This is a genomic window from Chryseobacterium herbae (genome assembly GCF_025154075.1).
Lineage (GTDB): Bacteria > Bacteroidota > Bacteroidia > Flavobacteriales > Weeksellaceae > Chryseobacterium > Chryseobacterium herbae.
The window spans coordinates 41,395-58,423 of record NZ_JAOAMU010000004.1; the positions used below are offsets into that span (position 1 = coordinate 41,395).

Sequence of the window (17,029 nt, forward strand, 5' to 3'; positions counted from 1 at the left end):
ATTTATTTTAAGATTTTAGTGTTAACGGTTTCTCCTTTATCAGAAACAATTTTTACAACATAAGAATTTTTAACAGCGCCGTTAAGCTCAATTACAAAATCCCTAGATGCATCAACTGCCTTTTTAGAGATAACCAGTTTCCCGCTCATATCATAAACTTCAATATCTGCTTTTTTCCAGTTTGGATCAAATCTAACAATGTAGTTGGTAATTTCTGGATTATATACCACCATTGTTCTTGAAGGTGCCTTCGTATCATTCGTTGCTAGCACCACATTATTTGGCTCACCGTAATATAAGTCATAAGATGCCACAGCGTTTGGTGCAATACCTCCCTGTTTTGCCTGTTGTACAGTACCGTTTGATGCTTTATAATAAAACCCGATACCTGCAGACAATAAGTGAGTTCCGGTAGGCACTAACTCTCCGTTTTCTCTTATTTCAAATTTGTAAGATTTAACTTTATCAGTCTTATAATTTACAAGTTTAACATTTTTACCAAGAAAGTTACCTTCATTGGCTTCATTGATGTATAACCAGTACTGAGACTGATAGTTTGTATCATAACCTCCATTTAAAGCTTCTTCAAATGTACCGATCATGTTTTCCCCTGTAGCTGTAGCCTGAACCGTAGTTGCTATTGAAGTCTGGTGACCTGTAGTAGCATTAGGTGAAACTACATAATAGGTTCTTGCTATTTCGTTTCCGTTAGCATCTAAACCAATTACCCCAAGTTGTTTTACAGTTCCGTCAATGCTCTTACTACCATTTTTGGCAGCAGTAACACTATAATCAGTACCTGCTAATCTAACCGTTTGGTTAAATCTTCTAAGGGTATTAAAATTTAATGTTTGAGATGTATTATCTCTCAATTTCAGAACGAAAGTCTGCATTGGCTTGATAATCATACCGATATCACCAACCGGCACTCCGTTAGCAGCATAAGTCTGGATCAATGCTCCTGTACTGGATGCATTTCCCTGAGCTCCTACCACTACTGTTCCCGGATCATATCTTACCCCCCAAATATTAGGGATATTATTTCCGTCTGTAGTTCCTCCGTTTTCAATATACCCTATTCTTGATAAGTCAAGATTAGTTAAGAAAGGATTTCCAAACTGGTAAATATTTTTACCGTATGTATTCCCCCAAGGAGTAATGGAAACTTCAAACTGATCCTGAAGATATGTGTTATATCTTTCATTGTACCCATTGATCGTCGTTCCTCCTACACCGAAACTAACATTTCCTCCGTTTTGAAGAGTTGTGTTTGCTGCCAGTGAAGTATAAGGGCGACCATTAACGGTGTGAAGCGAGCTACTGGTATCCAGATTATTATTGGCAGATCCCAACATATAATAGGTAGTAGCATCAGTTGTAGGAACAGATAAATCTGTAAAATCGGCAACAGCTGCTGTGTTGTTCCATTTTAGGATTTCGTTTTTACTTCTTCTTACTGTTCCGAATGTTTTACCAAGTTCAGTGGATAATGTGTTCAGAACTTTACCAGAGAAAGGCATTGCCACCTGCTGATAAAAATCTCCATTACCATTTTTCTTGGTTCTGAATTCTTTACTTACGATTCCGGTTATCTGTGCCTGGTTTAAACCATCAACATATAACTGTCCATAAGTAGACGCGTCGTCGGTATTCCCTGGAGTATTAAGTCTTAAAACAATATTTCCACCATCGGTTTTATCTCCACCAGCAGCGTCTATTGTTTTAAAAGCATCTCCGGTTGTACCTACAACCATAACGTTTCCGTGCACATCCAAAAGGCCATTACCTCTCGTTTGTACACCTCCACCACTATAAACAAGGGTGCCTTCGCTCACATACATATTAGCATTAGTGTCAACGTGACATAGTACCTGCGCCTGAACAGAGTAACTAATTGCTAAAAGACCTATAGCAAATAAACTTTTTCTCATTGTATAAATTATTTGTGTGTTAATACAATCTTCACCCGCAAAGGTAAGATTTTTTTTTAAAGAAAAAAAAATATTTTATTTATTAACAAAAATATTATCCTCCGTTAATATGATTTCTTTCTCCTCTCCTATTGAAAACATATAGTCCTCCAGAACTTTTTCAGTAGTTCCTCTTAAACCTCTGGCTCCCAATCCTTTTTCAATAGTTTCTTCTACTATCTTTTCGACAGCGCCGTCTGTAAATACCAAATTCGTGCCATCCATTTTGAACAGTTCTATAAACTGATTGATGATCGAATTTTTAGGTTCTTTCATGATTCTTACCATGGTCTCTTTATCCAGTTTATCCAGGTAAGTAATGATTGGGAATCTACCTAAAAGTTCAGGAATTAGTCCGAAAGTACGAAGGTCAATAGCATTAATATTGGTCAATACATATTTTTCTTCGTCCGTATTATTTATTTTTTCAGAACTGAAGCCAATGGCCTGCTTGTTCATTCTTCTTTCGATGATATCTTTGATTCCGTCAAAAGCTCCACCGGCAATAAACAGGATGTTCTGAGTATTCACCTGGATGTATTTCTGATCCGGATGCTTTCTTCCTCCCTGAGGTGGAACGTTTACGATACTTCCTTCCAGAAGTTTCAGCAATCCCTGCTGCACCCCTTCTCCGGAAACGTCTCTGGTAATGCTCGGATTGTCAGATTTTCTTGCAATTTTATCAATCTCATCGATAAACACAATTCCTCTCTCTGCTTTTTCCACATCATAATCGGCCACCATCAGAAGTCTCGAAAGGATACTTTCCACATCTTCCCCTACATAGCCGGCTTCGGTAAGAATAGTAGCATCTACGATACAGAAAGGAACATTAAGCTCTCTTGCAATGGTTTTTGCCAGAAGCGTTTTTCCTGTACCGGTTTCGCCTATCATGATGATATTTGATTTTTCCAGTTCTACTTCTCTGTTCTCATCCTGAGCGTGAAGCAGTCTTTTATAATGATTGTATACCGCGATCGAAAGCTGTTTTTTCGCCTGATCCTGCCCAATAACATATTGGTTAAGGAATTCTTTGATCTCTTTCGGTTTTTTAAGTTCGTCTATACTTTCTGCCGGAGAAGTTCCCGTTTTAGAAACGCTGTCTTTTACTATAACGTGCGCCTGTTCGATGCAGTTTTCGCAAATAAAGCCCGTCTGCCCGGAAATGAGCATTTGTACTTCATTTCTTTTTCTGCCGCAGAAAGAACATTGGTTTGAATTCATACTATATAATAATGTTAAAGAAAATCGTAAAAAATTTCTTTTTTACGATTTTATGCTTTTAAGAAATAATTGAGTTTTGAATCTCTTTATATTCTTCGTCTGTTAGTTTCAGTCTTTCATTTTTGAAGTTCATGTCTTCCACCTTGTTTAAGGGAATGAGGTGGATGTGGGCATGCGGAACTTCAAGTCCTACTACAGCTACGCCCACTCTTACACAGGGCACTGCATTCTTAATCTTTTTGGCGACCTGCTGGGCAAATCCCCAAAGGTTTTTATATTCTTCACTGTCCAGATCAAAAATCAGATCGACTTCTTTCTTGGGAACTACAAGAGTATGTCCTTTCACTAAAGGCATTGCGTCCAGGAACGCGATAAAGTTATCATCTTCGGCAATGGTATAAGAGGGAATATCGCCATTAATGATCTTTGTGAATATACTGCTCATAGGGTAGAAATTAGAGGTTTGATTTTAGAAATTAGATTCCGGATATCGTACTTTAGATTATAGAGTGATTTCTAATACTTCGAAAGAAAGTTTGTTTCCATTAGGTAATGTAATATCAGCTGTTTCACCGATTACTTTTCCAAGCAATCCTTTTGCGATAGGTGTATTTACAGAAATTCTTCCTGTTTTAAGGTCGCTTTCATTATCCGGCACCAGTGTAAACACCTGCTCCTGATTGGTCACATTGTTTTTAAGTTTTACAGTAGTAAGGATGGAAACCTTTGAAGTATCTAATTGACTTTCATCTATGATCTTGGAAGTTGCGATAATATCTTTCAGCTTCGAAATTCTCATTTCAAGCATCCCCTGAGCCTCTTTAGCCGCATCATATTCAGCATTTTCAGACAAATCTCCTTTATCTCTTGCTTCTGCGATCTGCATGGTAATTTTCGGTCTTTCTACAGTTTCTAACTGTTCCAGCTCAGCTTTCATTTTCTCTTGTCCCTCCTTTGTTACATAGCTTGCCATAATTTTCAAAATTTAGGTTTGGTATAAAAAAATAATCCGACATTTGCCGGACAATGTATTACGTGTTATATCGTTTAACTTTTACAAATATATAAAAATTTAAATTGAAATGAAAAAAACTTTTTCAATCCTTTCTATTTCAACGATACTGATTTTCAGTATTTTAACTATAAACTCATGCGGAAGCAGAGAAGATACCGTAAGCTGCTTTCCCAGCAACCCTGTGAATGTAACTTTAAATCTAAATCTGCCTGCTTATTACAATCTGACTTATGATGGAGGATGGATTTATGTAAACGAACAGCAAGCCGGAACCAGAGGACTGATCGTAGTGCGTGTGGGGGATAACTTTAAAGCGTATGACAGAAATGCTCCTCACCTTTGCCCGGACAGCAATACCACTCTTGAAGTAAAAGATAATATCAGTATTTTGTGCCCTAAGGACAACACGAAATGGATCCTGAGAACAGGCGAGCCACAGTCTGGGTCTGCCACTTCTCTTCCGCCTAAAACCTATCTTAACAACTATGATCCTGCCACCAAAACCTTAAATATTTATTATTAAAATGAAGATCGTTATCCAGAGAGTTTCTGAGGCCAGTGTAAAAGTAGACGGAAAAATTGTAGGGGAAATCAGGAAAGGACTGATGCTGCTGACCGGAATTGATGAAAATGATGAAAAAGCAGATGCAGACTGGCTGGTTCAGAAGATCTTAAACCTGAGAATATTCGGTGACGAAGATGATAAACTTAATCTTTCTGTAAAGGATATTTCGGGAGAAATTCTTTGCATCAGTCAATTTACCCTGATCGCTGACTATAAAAAAGGCAACCGTCCTTCCTTTATCAAAGCTGCAAAACCTGATAAGGCCATCCCTCTTTTCGATTATTTCAAAGAAGAAATTGCTAAGTCCGGATTAAAAACCGAAAGCGGAATTTTCGGAGCAGATATGAAGGTTTCCCTTATCAACGACGGCCCTGTGACGATCGTTATGGACTCCATCACAAAAAACTGATCCGTCAGAAAATACAATATTGACAGCTACAGTTCAAGCTTCAACCACAGTAAAAACATCTTATTCATGCCCCTTAATTTTAAATTACTATCCGCACTTTTAATCACTTTCAGCATCCAATTGACAAGCTTTGCTCAAATGCGCGAAGATCTTTTAAAATCAAAACTTGATTCTGCATTTTCAGAATTATTTAAGGCAGACGAACCGGGCGGCGCTATTTTGATCCAACAGGGAAATAAGGTGTTGTATGAAAATTCTTTCGGACTGGCTGATCTGAAGACCCGGGAAAAATTCACCACCAAAACGGTTTCGAATCTTGGTTCTATTTCCAAAACTTTTGTGTCCTACGGTATTCTGATGCTTCAGGATCAGCAGAAACTTTCAACAGACGATAATTTGCTGAAATTTTTTCCGGATTTTAAAAATAAGAATATAGCTTCTAAAATCAAACTTCGTCATGTTCTTACTCACAGTTCCGGGCTTCCGGATCTCAGACATGTGGATAAAGACAGTATTTTTTATCTGACCGCAAAGGATGAGGAAAATTTCAGGCCTTTAAAGTCTGCCGATTCTCTGGAATTTGAACCGGGAACAAAATTCGAATATTCCAATCCTGCCTATAACGGACTGGCGCTGGTCATTGAAAAAACAAGCGGCATGAAATGGCAGCGTTTCATCGGTGACCATATTTTCAAACCTTCCGGAATGAAGAACAGTTGTATCACAGATGGAAGCTATCCTGAAAAAAATGTAGCTCACGGCTATATTCTGAAAGATAAAGTATACACGGAATACGACTACGGTGAATGCCCTACTTTTGCTGCTGCCGGAAACGGAGGGGTCTGGAGTTCCATTGAAGACCTGAAAAAATACATTACAGCCATTAATCAATGTAAATTTACCAACTGCTCTGTTATTGAAACCTCAAAAACACTCTACAAACCGGAACAATGGAATGGCAAAAAGCCCGTTTATCACACCGGAACCTGGTTTGTTCACAAAGGTTTCTATGCTGATACTCAAACAGAAGAGAATGTAGACGTCATAGAGCACTCCGGTGATCAGGGAGGTTTTAAATCCCACCTCATCATAATTCCTGAAAAAAATATTTCTATTATCTGGCTGACAAACAATAATAAATTCATTACCGGTCATATTCGCAGAATACTTCTTAAGATGAATTATATTAACTAAATAGTCTCCTATAGATTTCAACATCAATTGATTGCACATATCATTTTTTTGCTATTAATTTAATTTCACAAAAACGTGATTTAGATTAATTTTATAAACATTTGCATTAATTATTGATTATAATTAATAACTACACAACAAAATACATTTATTTCATTCTATTTTTCCTTTTCTTGTGATATAAATTATATATTTGATTAACAACCATTTAATAAAATATTATGAGAACAGAAATTAGACTTTTCACATTATTTATTTTCGGCTTTATTCTTTCTTACGGCCAGAATCCATCGGAGAAAAATGATAAGCCCAACCCGAACATTTATGTATGTTTTTCAAAAAACATTACTTCTGAAAAAGCAGCACTTGGAAATCCGGAATTGGCAGAATTTGTCAAAACCAATGGAATTTCGTTTGTGAACGATCTTGGTTTTAGTGACCAAAAACTTGAAGAAATGATCAAAGACAGCAGAGCCAACGGGAACTCCGGTGAATCTGTTGAAAAACTGAGAAGGATATTCAAAGTAAATATTCCTTTACAAAACAATGAAGATGCTGAAAAGCTAGCCCACACGCTTGAAAGATTCCCTGAAGTGGAATATGTTTCCGTGATGAGCAGCACACCTATCGAGCCTCCGTTCGTTAAAGCATTTGTAGCCACTCCAGATTTAGAAAGTATCCAAACGTACCTCAACGACAATCCGGGGATTAATGCAAAATATGCATGGTCCAGAGGAATCACAGGACAGAATATCAGGATACGTGATGTAGAATATGGTTTTTACAAGACTCACGAAATGCTTTCCAATCAAAATTCTATCCAGCTGGAACCGGGATACAGCCCGAATGCAGGATTGGCCAACAATAACTACCGCGATCACGGAACGGCTGTGGTAAGTATTTTAGGATCTGTAAAGGATAATGTTGGTCTTTCAGGAGCGGCTTACAGTGCTTCTCAAATCAAAGGCTATATGGAATGGACCACTGTGGGATACAACAGAGCTTCAGCGGTGAGCAGATCCATCAATGCATCGCAGTCCGGGGATATTATTTTGTATGAAATGCAGACCGGCGGAAAAGACGGCCAGTACTGTCCTGCAGAATATGACAGCGTGATCTGGGATTTAACGAAAGCAGCTACAGATTCTGGAATCATCATCATTGCAGCAGCAGGAAACGGAAATCAAAACCTTGATGATCCTTTTTATGCGGCGTACAGAGCAAGAGGAAACAGCGGTGCCATCATTGTGGGAGCAGGTTCTCCCAATACGACCCATTCAAAACTGAGCTTCAGCACATTCGGAAACAGAGTGGACGTACAGGGATGGGGAAGCAGCGTTCTTGCGGCAGGATACGGATCTTACCAAAAGTATGATAACGATAATAACAGAACTTACAATTATTTCAGTGGAACGAGCTCTGCCACTCCTGTGGTAGCTTCTGCAGCCACATTGATCCAGTCTTATTATTATCAGAATACAGGGCAGTATCTTACACCAGCTGCTATGAAAAACCTGTTAATCTCTACGGGAATTCCTCAGGGTGGTACTGTGGTTAATCAAAAAATCGGTCCTTTTCCTAATGTGAAAAATGCCATCTTACAACTTGAAGGAAGTCTTAAAGCCAGCGTCAAAGTTCAGGCTCCTTTAGAAGTTAAGATTTATCCGAATCCTGTGACCAGCTCTGTTGCGATTCACAGCAATAACGATAAAAAACTCGATTTCGAGATTATCAATATGCATGGACGAACCGTTACAAAAGGTTCAGTTTCACCGGATGAAAAGATCAACACTTCGAATCTTCCTACCGGTCAGTATATCATCAATATCACTGAAGGACAAAGAAGAGTGGTTGAAAAATTCACCAAACTGTAATATCAAATCTTTCAGATATATTTAACTGAATTGGTTTTTTAGAGTTGCCGGTTTGAACCACGAAACCCGCATCCCGAAACACTACCAGTTCCTAAAATTTATAATGAGGTGATCCAGATTTGGGTCGCCTCATTTTACTTTTAAAAACTGCAAAAAGAAATGTATCTTGTTTTCTTTTTAATCTAACCAAAATGAACGGAGAAAAAGACTTAGGAACACTTTTAAAAAGCATGAAGCCCCAACACAATCCGGGTGACTATGTTTTTTGTACCACGAAAAGTACAGACGGTTTTAATCTGAATGAAATTGAAATGTTCTTCAGAGAAGATGAAGGATTTACCCTTATTATAAAAAAGGAAATTGCAGACAGATTACAACTGGACTATTCCGTAGTGATGTCCTGGATCACTCTCACAGTACATTCTTCCCTGGAAGCGGTGGGATTAACGGCTGCTTTTTCAAAAGCACTTTCTGAAAATGGTATAAGCTGTAATGTGGTAGCGGCCTATTACCATGACCACATTTTTGTGAATAAAAAAGATATCGAAAAGGCCATTGAAGCTCTGAAAAAATTATCAGAATAAATTCGTACACTTAAAATAAAAAAAATAGACTGCCCTTTTGAGGACAGCCTATTCTATCTTAAACGGTACAAAAATTATTTCGCTGGAACACTGTTGAAATTAAGGGCTATTTTAAGATTCATATCCGAAGTCGTCTGGTTTTTCAACTCATAGACTGTTCTTACAGTCAGTCCTGAACTTTTCACCACCTCATCCAAATATCCTGTATCATTAAGATCCAGATTTAAGCTGGAGGAATCTGTTGTCATATTGGAACGTGATGCCACTAGCTTCTCTCCTGTTCCGCTGGATGAAACATATACTTTCACAGATTTCAGTGCGCTTAAGTTTCCTCCTGAAGGAGACACTACAGAGATTTTGGCATCGGAGATTCTTACATCCTTAATTTTCGCATTATTGTTTCCTCCAAACCATGTCTGCACATTAGTAGCAGTAGCTGTTGAGGAAACTTCTTTATCGGCCGGAACTCCCGTAGACACCAAAACATTGGCAGTATAAGGGAATGTATTCTGGACCAGTGACTGCACCGTTCCACAGCTTACTACTACTGCTGAAACTGCTGCCGTCATTAACCATATATTTTTCATAACTTTTAAACTTTAGTAATGAGTTTGCAGAAATTATACCAAAGGGATAAAACCTACTCTACACTTACATTAAAACTTCCTTTTGTATTCCCGGAAGCCATATTACTTTTCCCGATAATCAGCCAGACTTCGCCTGTACCTTTGGTCTCATAAGTGATTTCTCTACTGAAAGGGCCGTCATAATCTCCGTTGGGAAGCTTGATCTGGTTAAATCTGATATTAAAGTCTTTTTCATTCGTTGAAATTTTAGCTTTAATAGTAGGTTTGTCATAATGGGTCAGTTTTAAAACAAGTTCCTGACCGTCTTTCGTAAATTCTTCTCCCAGTGTGAAAGGAAGCTGAGACGCATCTGCCGTTCTTATGATCTGGCCTTCTTTTTCACTTCTCATAACGCCTTTGCGGAGTACTTCTTTGGTAACGGGAGCATTGTTAATGATTGAATCTTGCTTTCTGATGGCAGCGGAATCTGCTTTAGCAGCAGCGTCCGGCATTTCTGTGATCACAGCAGAATCTTTGTTCGGAGTTTCTGTTATGTTCGCTTCTTTTTTACATGAAATAATAATCAATGGAATTAACAATAAGGATTTTTTCATAATAACTACTCTTTTAATGTTTCATAGTAAAGGATTTTTGAAAGGAAAGGCTTAGTTTTTTCTTCTTTTACTTTGTTAAGTATTTTCTTTTTAAGCTGCAGATCGTTCTTTTCATCCGCATACTTCAGCAGCCTTCTTTCGCTGAAACTGATCTGCTCAAGGTGATATTCCACGGCAAAATCTTTACGTTTCATATTCTGGGAGGTAATGATTCCGCCCCAGTTGACATAACTGCAAGCCAAAATTGTTCCATAAAAATACCAGGTCATTACATTGAACAGGAATGCATTTCTTTTTTGCTTTTGAATTTTAATAAAGGTAAGAGCAAGACCAATCAGCGCCAGCAGGAGAAAAGCAAATACGCCCAACCTTTTATAAGTATATCCGTAGGTGATAATGTACTCGTAGTTTTTCAGTGCAGCGGACAATACCAGAACAGCATTCAGAATGATCCATATTCTGGCCAGCATTTTCATCAGCTTTGCTTTAGGATCAAAATTGAATCCGGATTTAAAATAAAACATAATTACCATAACCGCCATCACGATCGACATGATCACAGCATTCACTCTTTCATGCGTTTCCTCTGAAAGCTGAACCGGAGTTTTTGAAACTTCATAAAACTGTTCGTAATTGTAAGTGATAATGAAAAATACGAGCAAAATATTCAGGCAAATGAAAGAGATTACACCGCTGGTTCGCTCTGCATCGAGATCAAGGAAGGAATACGTGGCCTTCTGAACTTTAGATTGATCATTAAAGTGATCATCCAGCAGATAATTATTTTTGTAAATAAATCTTTCCACTGCATAATTCCAGTAATTGAACGCGATAAAGAAGCCCAGAACTGAAAGACATATTAGCTGCCATACATCAATATCCAGTTCATAATCTGTAAAAAGTGCCGCAAAATGATCACTCCCCGCAGAATAGATCCCGAAAAATATAGAAATAAATACGAGCGGAATCACAACGAAAGCCAATGTTTTCTGCCACACGCCGGAAACGTTCCTTTTCGGCAGCCATGCATCAAAACTGAAAAACCGGAAAATGGAGGTAAAACTGTTGATGATAAAAACCGGGATCAGGAACAGTATTTTAAGCTTCCTATTTCTTGAGCGATAGCCCAATAAAAGAATGGAACTTACAACCGCCAGCAAGGAAGGAAAATCTCTGTACCAGATAAAAGCAAAGCTCGACAAAATACTTGTAACAAAAAGTATCAGGAAAGTTCTGGTCCTGTTTCTCTCAGAAGTTTTGAACAAAGTAAGCAATGCGTAAACAATGGCAAGAATACCGAGATTCAATCCCATGTCCTGATCATAAAATACGATGACGAACAAGGGGGTTGTAAGGAATATATAGTGATGTGTTTTCATGATGGGAGATGTTAAATTTTTGATTGAAAGATTAAAACATTGAAAGATTTAAAAAGTAAATAGATTTATAGTTTAAAATCAATGAGGATGCCCATATAGAGGATGGTGATGGGAATATTAACCAGAAGCAATAAAACAGAGTTTCCGGAGGATTTCTTATCCGGAATATGGGTCAGGAATTCCATAAGCTCATACAGCAGCACAAGCAAATTGACCACCGCTGCAATGATGACAAAGTAAAAACCGAAGACCATCAAAAGCTCTGCTTTCGTGATCAGGTAACCGATTAAAAGTAAAGTCCCTGATAAAAACGAGATCAGAAAAGTATTTCTGCCAAGCGCAGTATATTTTATTTTCTTCATGGCTTATCATTAATAGAGCGGTGCGGTTTCTTTCTGCTGGATATAGTCTTTCAGATGGTCGAAATTCTGCCACAACAAGCTTTCAAAGTCCCAGTGGTAAAAAGGTCTCATGCTCTGCCCTTTTTTGTATGCCTTCATATAGAGTTTGAGGTATTCCGGAAGAATGAGCGTTCCCAATACAACGGCAGCCAGCAAATGAGCATTCAGTTTACCGTTTCCAAGAAGCAGATATTGCATCGCCACCTCATCTTCGAAGTGGGTTCCACAGCCGGTGATCAGGTGATGTACGTCGTGGTCCTCCATTTTTGGAATCATGGAGAACCCATGCTTTTTATAGAATTCCCCCAGTTTTCGTCCCAAAGAATCTTCCTGGAACTGCAACAATTGTTCTTCGTTGAACTGCCACTGTCTTTTTTTCTTTTTAAAATATTTTCTGTAAAGTTTCTGGGTTTTATCGTAGACAAAAAGCAGAAATTGAACACGTACTTTTTTCATAAGGTTTATTTTTATATTATATTAAGTCCTATTACAGCGTAAAGTATGGCTATGGAAATATTGATCAGCATTATACTGATAGATTTGAGGCAAGCATCAGACTTGGGCTCATGAGTAATTCCATAAATCAACAATACTAATGCAACAAATAGATTTAAAGCTGTTCCGAAAACGAGCAAAAGAAAGCCATAGTAAGCAAAGTCATCAATCTTAGTGATCAGATAACCGAAAAGGCAGATGTTTCCGAGCGCAAAGCACAATCCGAAAATGTATTTTCCAAGGTTTATTATTTGATGATCTTTCATCGGTACAGTATTTTAAACTTGTGTTAAAGTAAAGACGGTAATTTCCGGACGGACCATAAATCTTATCTGGAAAGAGTGACCGATAGCTCTGTTGATGTACTGCATTCTTCCGTCCTGAAGATCTATTTCTCCTGACACATATTTTTTATTCTCGACAGGAAGAATAGGTGTGATGATCCCGGGAATTCTGCATTATCCTCCGTGGGTATGACCGCTCAAAATCCAGCCCTGATAGCCATTCCATATATCTCTGTCGCAGGCATCCGGATTATGACAAAGCACAATATTGGATTTTGAGGGATCATAGCTTTTCATCACTTCCGCAGGATAGAAATTGGGCGACCACAGATCTTCAAAGCCGATAAAGTTCAGTCCGTGGCTTTCTTCACTGCTATTTTTAAGCATCTTAATTCCGGAATCTTCGAGAATATCACAGATATTTTCTGAGCATTCTACATCGTCCCAGTTCTTTCCGTAATCATGGTTTCCAAGAATTCCGAATGTTTCCAGCTTTCCATGAACTGCATGGCTCATTACTTTCTTCAGATCTTCTCGCTCTTCTGCCGTTCCATGATTGACGAAATCTCCGGTGTAGACAACAAAGTCAGGATTAAAATGTTTGGCTTTTTGGAAAGAGTCGATCAGGAAATTCCAGTCGAAACGGTCTCCAACGTGTAGGTCTGATATCTGCATCAATGTTTTCCCTTCCAATGCTTGTGGTAGATTTTTAACCGGTAACTTTCTCTGGACAAATTCTACCCAAAAAGGCTCTACCTGCCAGGAATACAATGCAGGGAACGCTCCTATCAGTGAAAACTGTGCTAATCTTTTAATGAAAGTTTTTCTTGTCATCATTGAAATCTTTATGATTTGAAATCTTCCTTAGCTTCCTGCGAATGGACTTCCGAAAATCCCTACGGCCAATTCGATCCAGATCAATGCAAAAACGATCAAAACAAAAATGCAGATCAAAATTCTGTGGCTTTGTTTTTTAATTTTGGTTCTTGCTAAATTGATCAGAATAGCCACAGTAGAAAGTAAAACTCCTGCGATCAGAAAATCTGAAGCTGACCAATTGACTTCATTGGAGGTTAGATTTCCTACCAATGGGATACATAGTAAAACCAATGGGAGCGTATAAATGGCGAGTGTTTTTTGTTTTTGTGTTATCATTTTATTTCATTTTAATTTTTATAAAGTACTTTGCATTTCAAAGTTTATTTTCAAAAAAATATAGAGTTTATCTTCCCAGTAATTTTTCAAGAGCATCCAGATGTTCATTAAAAGCCTGTCTTCCGCTTTGAGTCACCCGGTAAGAGGTTTTCGGTTTTTTGCCTACAAATTCTTTTTTCACTTCAATGTATCCTGCTTTTTCCAACGCATTACTGTGGCTGGCCAGATTACCGTCTGTGATTTCAAGAAGCCCTTTCATTTCAGAGAAATCAACCCAGTCGTTGACCATAAGAACGGACATAATCCCCAGTCTTACACGGCTTTCGAATTCTTTGTTGAGTTGATTAATCTTTATCATAGTAAGGTAATAGCTGCAGGTTTCTAAGAAGCTGTTCTTAAAAGGTCTGCAAATTTAATCTTTATTTATATTTTTTGTGCATGATCAGCCCATACACAATATGTAAAATTCCAAAACCGATGGTCCAGAATATAAGTCCCCATCCTAAAAAGAAGATAGAAATGAGCCCCAGTATAATCTGACAGTATCCTAAATATTTAATATCTGTGAGTGTGTATCTTTCTGCACTTACTAAAGCGATTCCGTAAAATATAAGCGTGGCCGGTGCTACCCAAACAAACAGATGGTGAAAAAGAAGTGCCAGACAGAAGACTCCTCCTGTTACCAAAGGAACGGCAAATGTCAACAACAAACGTTTTGTTGTGCTATCCCAGATCTTTTGTCCTTTCTTTTTGCTTTTGTTGGCTGTGAAAATATACCCGCTCAGAACAGCAGTCAGTAAAATAACAGTTCCTACAAGGACAAGTTCTCTGACCAATGCCGGACCGAAAAAGTTTCTGTCGCCGTCCAAATAATCAATTCCTTCCCGCTGAAAAATGAAATATACATATCCTGCACCGATCAGCGCAGCCAAACCGGCAAAAACTCCGGACAGTCCGCTCAATGAAATAAATCTGGAAGACCGCTCCATCATGGAACGGATATGTGATAAGTCTTCGTGATAGTTTTTCGAATCCATAAAAAGAACTTTGAATTACAAAGTTATAATTTATTTTGAATCTGCCAATTATTTTTTTTAAATTTTAATGATAACTTTTTATCATCCCATTCATACAATTCTTAACTTTAGGAAAACAGAATCCGGCTAAAAGGAATTCTGTACCTATTTAATGAATAGATTATGGCGGAAAATTCAATAGATTATTCTCAAATTAAGCTGCAGGAAAATATTCCTTTAACGGAAGAAGAAAGAAATACTATAGCTGTTCAAAAGCAGGATTTCTTTAAACATGTTCCGGGTGTTCTATTATTAGTCATCATCCTGATGGTCCTCATGGCCTGTTACCTTTTGAAAGATGAGTTTCATGATTTCAAATACTATCATTACCTTCTGTTTCTCGGTATTGCATTAATGCTTTACGCTTTCTTCTATGGTATCATGCATCTGGTCTACTTCTACTCCGTAAAAAACTGGGAAAAGGATATTCAGAATGGTAAAAACAAATTAACAAGCATTATTATCAGTCGTCATAAAACAGAAAATGACGAATACATCATCACATTTTCCGGCCGGAACAGAAAAGAAAAAATAAGACTTCCCGTTTCCAAAGATGATTACTTAGGCTATAATGTGGGAACTAAAGTGGTTGTGGTTTATTTAAAGTATAGTAAAACTGTTATTTCTCTTGATCACACACATTGATATCTATTAAAAAAAGAACCCTGCCCAAGAGCAGGATTCTAAAAAATATTATATTTTTCGTTTTAATTATAATGGATTCTGAACGATCAATGGATTGGCATTGATTTCCGCTCTTGGAATCAGGAATTCCCATCTTGGATCGGTATTCGGAACGGTCATCAGATTATTAGTAACCACTGACGGATGATTTGCACCAGTTCTATCCAGTCCCTGATTCAGTCTCTTCAGATCTAAAAGTCTAAATCCTTCGCCCCATAATTCAAGCCTTCTGCTGTTGAGAATTTCATTGATATAAGCCGTACCTGTTGTACTGGCTCCGGCATAGGCAGTATTTCTGTTTTTAGCGAGTAGGTTAAATGCGGTCTTTGAGTCTGTTTCATTTCCTAATCTCGCTAAAGCTTCTGCTTCTATAAGATACATTTCCGCAGCACGCATATAAGGAAGATCTACTCTACTGTCTGCAAAACTTGCAGAAAGAAACTTCTGGCTGGTATATGCAAACTTAGAATAGGTGGTCGGCAGAGCCAGAGAAGTATGCGCTCCCGAAGGATCGAAGTTTTTAGTTCTCACATCTGTCGTTGGGAACATTAGAAATAATTTACTATTGATCGCTTTTGGTGCCTGACGTATATTGGTAGAATTAAAATTTCTTGACATATACGCTCCGAAGTTCGAGAATGTTTCGCCCTGATCTGCAATAATAGTCGCACCCCAAATCCATTCACTGTTTCCTGCCAGATTATTAAATCCGGCTGTATAGGCTGTATTATCCATCAGAGGATATTCTGCTCTGGCTAATTTAGCAGACGCAGCAGCAACGGCGTAATTCCCCTGTGTCAGAGCAATTCTGGCTTTCAATCCGAGAATCACCTTATCATCAAAATGAGACTTTGTTAATCTTTTGCTCCCGGTAAGTCTTGTGGAAGCTTCGTTAAGATCATTATTGATCTGGGTATAAACTTCTTCAACGGTATTTCTTGCTAAAGGTATTTCATTAGCCTCCAATCTGATGGGAACTCCAAGCTGGCTGTTCACGGTACCAGGAACATATCTTTTACCATAAATCTGAACCAGCATATAATAACAGAATGCTCTGAATGCATGAGCTTCACCAATCGCAAGCTTCACAGTGTTGACATCGGCTGCATTAGCAACTGGAACTGAAGGCCCGTTGGCAATCACTAAATTGGCATTTCTGATAAGGGCATAATAAAACTGGTACGGATAAAAAACATACGTACTGTTTTCATTCACCTGATCCTGCCATCTAACTGTTGAAATGTACCAACCATTCCCAGTAGAAGGAAACACAAGATCTTCTCCTATAGCATCCATCATAATCATGATTCCTCCCTGGCCGTTCTGACCCTGGCTATCATTTTGTCTGTAATACATATCTCTATGCATCCCGTTTATAATAGCCATTAGATTCGATGCACTTGAATAAGCTGCATCTTCGGAAGCTGCAGTCGTAGGATCCGTTTCAAGATAATCGCTCTGACATGAGATCATTGCTGTGAAGACCGATGAAAGGACCACAGCCCATTTTATATATTGTTTTTTTAGATTTTTCATACTT

At 38.1% G+C, this 17,029-nt stretch carries 22 protein-coding genes; 6 read left to right on the forward strand and 16 right to left on the reverse strand.

The window, feature by feature from the left end; translation table 11 throughout:
- Nucleotides 1–2: 2 nt before the first annotated feature.
- The 4 genes from N0B48_RS13265 to greA form a co-directional block, all read right to left on the reverse strand.
- On the reverse strand, nucleotides 3–1,931 hold the full coding sequence (locus N0B48_RS13265; protein WP_259839265.1) for a T9SS type A sorting domain-containing protein: 1,929 nt from the start codon (nucleotides 1,929–1,931) through the stop codon (nucleotides 3–5).
- A gap of 75 nt (nucleotides 1,932–2,006) precedes the next feature.
- Nucleotides 2,007–3,194, reverse strand: a complete 1,188-nt coding sequence (clpX, locus tag N0B48_RS13270; protein WP_223608701.1) for an ATP-dependent Clp protease ATP-binding subunit ClpX — start codon at nucleotides 3,192–3,194, stop codon at nucleotides 2,007–2,009.
- A 58-nt stretch (nucleotides 3,195–3,252) separates the two neighbouring features.
- Nucleotides 3,253–3,639 (reverse strand): HIT family protein, encoded by a 387-nt coding sequence (locus tag N0B48_RS13275; RefSeq protein WP_259839266.1) that lies wholly within the window; start codon nucleotides 3,637–3,639, stop codon nucleotides 3,253–3,255.
- A gap of 57 nt (nucleotides 3,640–3,696) precedes the next feature.
- The gene (greA, locus tag N0B48_RS13280; RefSeq protein WP_223608703.1) at nucleotides 3,697–4,167 is read right to left on the reverse strand and encodes a transcription elongation factor GreA; all 471 of its coding nucleotides are present in this window, start codon (nucleotides 4,165–4,167) and stop codon (nucleotides 3,697–3,699) included.
- A gap of 109 nt (nucleotides 4,168–4,276) precedes the next feature.
- Here greA and N0B48_RS13285 point away from each other — a divergent pair, with 109 nt between their 5' ends.
- The 5 genes from N0B48_RS13285 (at nucleotide 4,277) to N0B48_RS13305 (ending at nucleotide 8,835) form a co-directional block, all read left to right on the forward strand.
- Nucleotides 4,277–4,732 (forward strand): Rieske (2Fe-2S) protein, encoded by a 456-nt coding sequence (locus tag N0B48_RS13285; protein WP_259839267.1) that lies wholly within the window; start codon nucleotides 4,277–4,279, stop codon nucleotides 4,730–4,732.
- A gap of 1 nt (nucleotide 4,733) precedes the next feature.
- Nucleotides 4,734–5,183, forward strand: coding sequence for a D-aminoacyl-tRNA deacylase (dtd, locus tag N0B48_RS13290; RefSeq protein WP_259839268.1), 450 nt, complete (start codon nucleotides 4,734–4,736; stop codon nucleotides 5,181–5,183).
- 66 nt (nucleotides 5,184–5,249) lie between these two features.
- Nucleotides 5,250–6,377, forward strand: a complete 1,128-nt coding sequence (locus tag N0B48_RS13295) for a serine hydrolase domain-containing protein (protein ID WP_259839269.1) — start codon at nucleotides 5,250–5,252, stop codon at nucleotides 6,375–6,377.
- A gap of 221 nt (nucleotides 6,378–6,598) precedes the next feature.
- On the forward strand, nucleotides 6,599–8,251 hold the full coding sequence (locus N0B48_RS13300; protein WP_259839270.1) for a S8 family peptidase: 1,653 nt from the start codon (nucleotides 6,599–6,601) through the stop codon (nucleotides 8,249–8,251).
- A gap of 191 nt (nucleotides 8,252–8,442) precedes the next feature.
- The gene (locus N0B48_RS13305; RefSeq protein WP_259839271.1) at nucleotides 8,443–8,835 is read left to right on the forward strand and encodes an ACT domain-containing protein; all 393 of its coding nucleotides are present in this window, start codon (nucleotides 8,443–8,445) and stop codon (nucleotides 8,833–8,835) included.
- Between the two features lie 74 nt (nucleotides 8,836–8,909).
- On the opposite strand, the gene N0B48_RS13310 is transcribed toward N0B48_RS13305, so the two are convergent.
- The 11 genes from N0B48_RS13310 to N0B48_RS13355 form a co-directional block, all read right to left on the reverse strand.
- Nucleotides 8,910–9,422 (reverse strand): hypothetical protein, encoded by a 513-nt coding sequence (locus tag N0B48_RS13310; protein WP_259839272.1) that lies wholly within the window; start codon nucleotides 9,420–9,422, stop codon nucleotides 8,910–8,912.
- A gap of 53 nt (nucleotides 9,423–9,475) precedes the next feature.
- Nucleotides 9,476–10,015: a hypothetical protein gene (locus tag N0B48_RS13315; protein ID WP_259839273.1), complete on the reverse strand. Its 540-nt coding sequence runs from the start codon at nucleotides 10,013–10,015 to the stop codon at nucleotides 9,476–9,478.
- 5 nt (nucleotides 10,016–10,020) lie between these two features.
- Nucleotides 10,021–11,394, reverse strand: a complete 1,374-nt coding sequence (locus N0B48_RS13320) for a DUF4153 domain-containing protein (protein ID WP_259839274.1) — start codon at nucleotides 11,392–11,394, stop codon at nucleotides 10,021–10,023.
- Nucleotides 11,395–11,459: 65 nt separating this feature from the next.
- The gene (locus N0B48_RS13325) at nucleotides 11,460–11,756 is read right to left on the reverse strand and encodes a hypothetical protein (RefSeq protein ID WP_259839275.1); all 297 of its coding nucleotides are present in this window, start codon (nucleotides 11,754–11,756) and stop codon (nucleotides 11,460–11,462) included.
- Between the two features lie 9 nt (nucleotides 11,757–11,765).
- A complete protein-coding gene (locus N0B48_RS13330; protein WP_259839276.1) occupies nucleotides 11,766–12,251 on the reverse strand; it encodes a Coq4 family protein in 486 nt (161 codons plus the stop codon).
- 11 nt (nucleotides 12,252–12,262) lie between these two features.
- On the reverse strand, nucleotides 12,263–12,556 hold the full coding sequence (locus tag N0B48_RS13335; protein WP_259839278.1) for a hypothetical protein: 294 nt from the start codon (nucleotides 12,554–12,556) through the stop codon (nucleotides 12,263–12,265).
- Nucleotides 12,557–12,568: 12 nt separating this feature from the next.
- On the reverse strand, nucleotides 12,569–12,694 hold the full coding sequence (locus N0B48_RS22920; protein ID WP_349644555.1) for a hypothetical protein: 126 nt from the start codon (nucleotides 12,692–12,694) through the stop codon (nucleotides 12,569–12,571).
- 54 nt (nucleotides 12,695–12,748) lie between these two features.
- Nucleotides 12,749–13,411 (reverse strand): metallophosphoesterase, encoded by a 663-nt coding sequence (locus N0B48_RS13340; protein ID WP_349644556.1) that lies wholly within the window; start codon nucleotides 13,409–13,411, stop codon nucleotides 12,749–12,751.
- Between the two features lie 27 nt (nucleotides 13,412–13,438).
- On the reverse strand, nucleotides 13,439–13,729 hold the full coding sequence (locus tag N0B48_RS13345) for a hypothetical protein (RefSeq protein ID WP_259839279.1): 291 nt from the start codon (nucleotides 13,727–13,729) through the stop codon (nucleotides 13,439–13,441).
- Between the two features lie 67 nt (nucleotides 13,730–13,796).
- Nucleotides 13,797–14,087, reverse strand: a complete 291-nt coding sequence (locus N0B48_RS13350) for a winged helix-turn-helix domain-containing protein (RefSeq protein ID WP_034725742.1) — start codon at nucleotides 14,085–14,087, stop codon at nucleotides 13,797–13,799.
- Between the two features lie 61 nt (nucleotides 14,088–14,148).
- The gene (locus tag N0B48_RS13355; protein ID WP_259839280.1) at nucleotides 14,149–14,766 is read right to left on the reverse strand and encodes a hypothetical protein; all 618 of its coding nucleotides are present in this window, start codon (nucleotides 14,764–14,766) and stop codon (nucleotides 14,149–14,151) included.
- Between the two features lie 162 nt (nucleotides 14,767–14,928).
- Here N0B48_RS13355 and N0B48_RS13360 point away from each other — a divergent pair, with 162 nt between their 5' ends.
- Nucleotides 14,929–15,450, forward strand: a complete 522-nt coding sequence (locus N0B48_RS13360; protein ID WP_259839281.1) for a hypothetical protein — start codon at nucleotides 14,929–14,931, stop codon at nucleotides 15,448–15,450.
- A 66-nt stretch (nucleotides 15,451–15,516) separates the two neighbouring features.
- Here the strand turns inward: N0B48_RS13360 and N0B48_RS13365 are convergent, their stop codons facing one another.
- Nucleotides 15,517–17,025, reverse strand: coding sequence for a RagB/SusD family nutrient uptake outer membrane protein (locus N0B48_RS13365; RefSeq protein WP_259839282.1), 1,509 nt, complete (start codon nucleotides 17,023–17,025; stop codon nucleotides 15,517–15,519).
- Between the last annotated feature and the right edge of the window lie 4 nt (nucleotides 17,026–17,029).

What these genes read in the sequence shown, in the direction of transcription:
- N0B48_RS13340 (WP_349644556.1), bottom strand. Translation starts at nt 13,411, where the DNA reads ATGATGACAAGAAAAACTTTCATTAAAAGATTAGCACAGTTTTCACTG.
- N0B48_RS13355 (WP_259839280.1), bottom strand. Translation starts at nt 14,766, where the DNA reads ATGGATTCGAAAAACTATCACGAAGACTTATCACATATCCGTTCCATG.
- N0B48_RS13345 (WP_259839279.1), bottom strand. Translation starts at nt 13,729, where the DNA reads ATGATAACACAAAAACAAAAAACACTCGCCATTTATACGCTCCCATTG.
- clpX (WP_223608701.1), bottom strand. Translation starts at nt 3,194, where the DNA reads ATGAATTCAAACCAATGTTCTTTCTGCGGCAGAAAAAGAAATGAAGTA.
- N0B48_RS13330 (WP_259839276.1), bottom strand. Translation starts at nt 12,251, where the DNA reads ATGAAAAAAGTACGTGTTCAATTTCTGCTTTTTGTCTACGATAAAACC.
- N0B48_RS13325 (WP_259839275.1), bottom strand. Translation starts at nt 11,756, where the DNA reads ATGAAGAAAATAAAATATACTGCGCTTGGCAGAAATACTTTTCTGATC.
- N0B48_RS13305 (WP_259839271.1), top strand. Translation starts at nt 8,443, where the DNA reads ATGAACGGAGAAAAAGACTTAGGAACACTTTTAAAAAGCATGAAGCCC.
- N0B48_RS13365 (WP_259839282.1), bottom strand. Translation starts at nt 17,025, where the DNA reads ATGAAAAATCTAAAAAAACAATATATAAAATGGGCTGTGGTCCTTTCA.
- N0B48_RS13310 (WP_259839272.1), bottom strand. Translation starts at nt 9,422, where the DNA reads ATGAAAAATATATGGTTAATGACGGCAGCAGTTTCAGCAGTAGTAGTA.
- N0B48_RS13275 (WP_259839266.1), bottom strand. Translation starts at nt 3,639, where the DNA reads ATGAGCAGTATATTCACAAAGATCATTAATGGCGATATTCCCTCTTAT.
- N0B48_RS13300 (WP_259839270.1), top strand. Translation starts at nt 6,599, where the DNA reads ATGAGAACAGAAATTAGACTTTTCACATTATTTATTTTCGGCTTTATT.
- N0B48_RS13360 (WP_259839281.1), top strand. Translation starts at nt 14,929, where the DNA reads ATGGCGGAAAATTCAATAGATTATTCTCAAATTAAGCTGCAGGAAAAT.
- N0B48_RS13315 (WP_259839273.1), bottom strand. Translation starts at nt 10,015, where the DNA reads ATGAAAAAATCCTTATTGTTAATTCCATTGATTATTATTTCATGTAAA.
- dtd (WP_259839268.1), top strand. Translation starts at nt 4,734, where the DNA reads ATGAAGATCGTTATCCAGAGAGTTTCTGAGGCCAGTGTAAAAGTAGAC.
- N0B48_RS13320 (WP_259839274.1), bottom strand. Translation starts at nt 11,394, where the DNA reads ATGAAAACACATCACTATATATTCCTTACAACCCCCTTGTTCGTCATC.
- N0B48_RS13295 (WP_259839269.1), top strand. Translation starts at nt 5,250, where the DNA reads ATGCCCCTTAATTTTAAATTACTATCCGCACTTTTAATCACTTTCAGC.
- N0B48_RS13285 (WP_259839267.1), top strand. Translation starts at nt 4,277, where the DNA reads ATGAAAAAAACTTTTTCAATCCTTTCTATTTCAACGATACTGATTTTC.
- N0B48_RS13350 (WP_034725742.1), bottom strand. Translation starts at nt 14,087, where the DNA reads ATGATAAAGATTAATCAACTCAACAAAGAATTCGAAAGCCGTGTAAGA.
- N0B48_RS13265 (WP_259839265.1), bottom strand. Translation starts at nt 1,931, where the DNA reads ATGAGAAAAAGTTTATTTGCTATAGGTCTTTTAGCAATTAGTTACTCT.
- greA (WP_223608703.1), bottom strand. Translation starts at nt 4,167, where the DNA reads ATGGCAAGCTATGTAACAAAGGAGGGACAAGAGAAAATGAAAGCTGAG.
- N0B48_RS13335 (WP_259839278.1), bottom strand. Translation starts at nt 12,556, where the DNA reads ATGAAAGATCATCAAATAATAAACCTTGGAAAATACATTTTCGGATTG.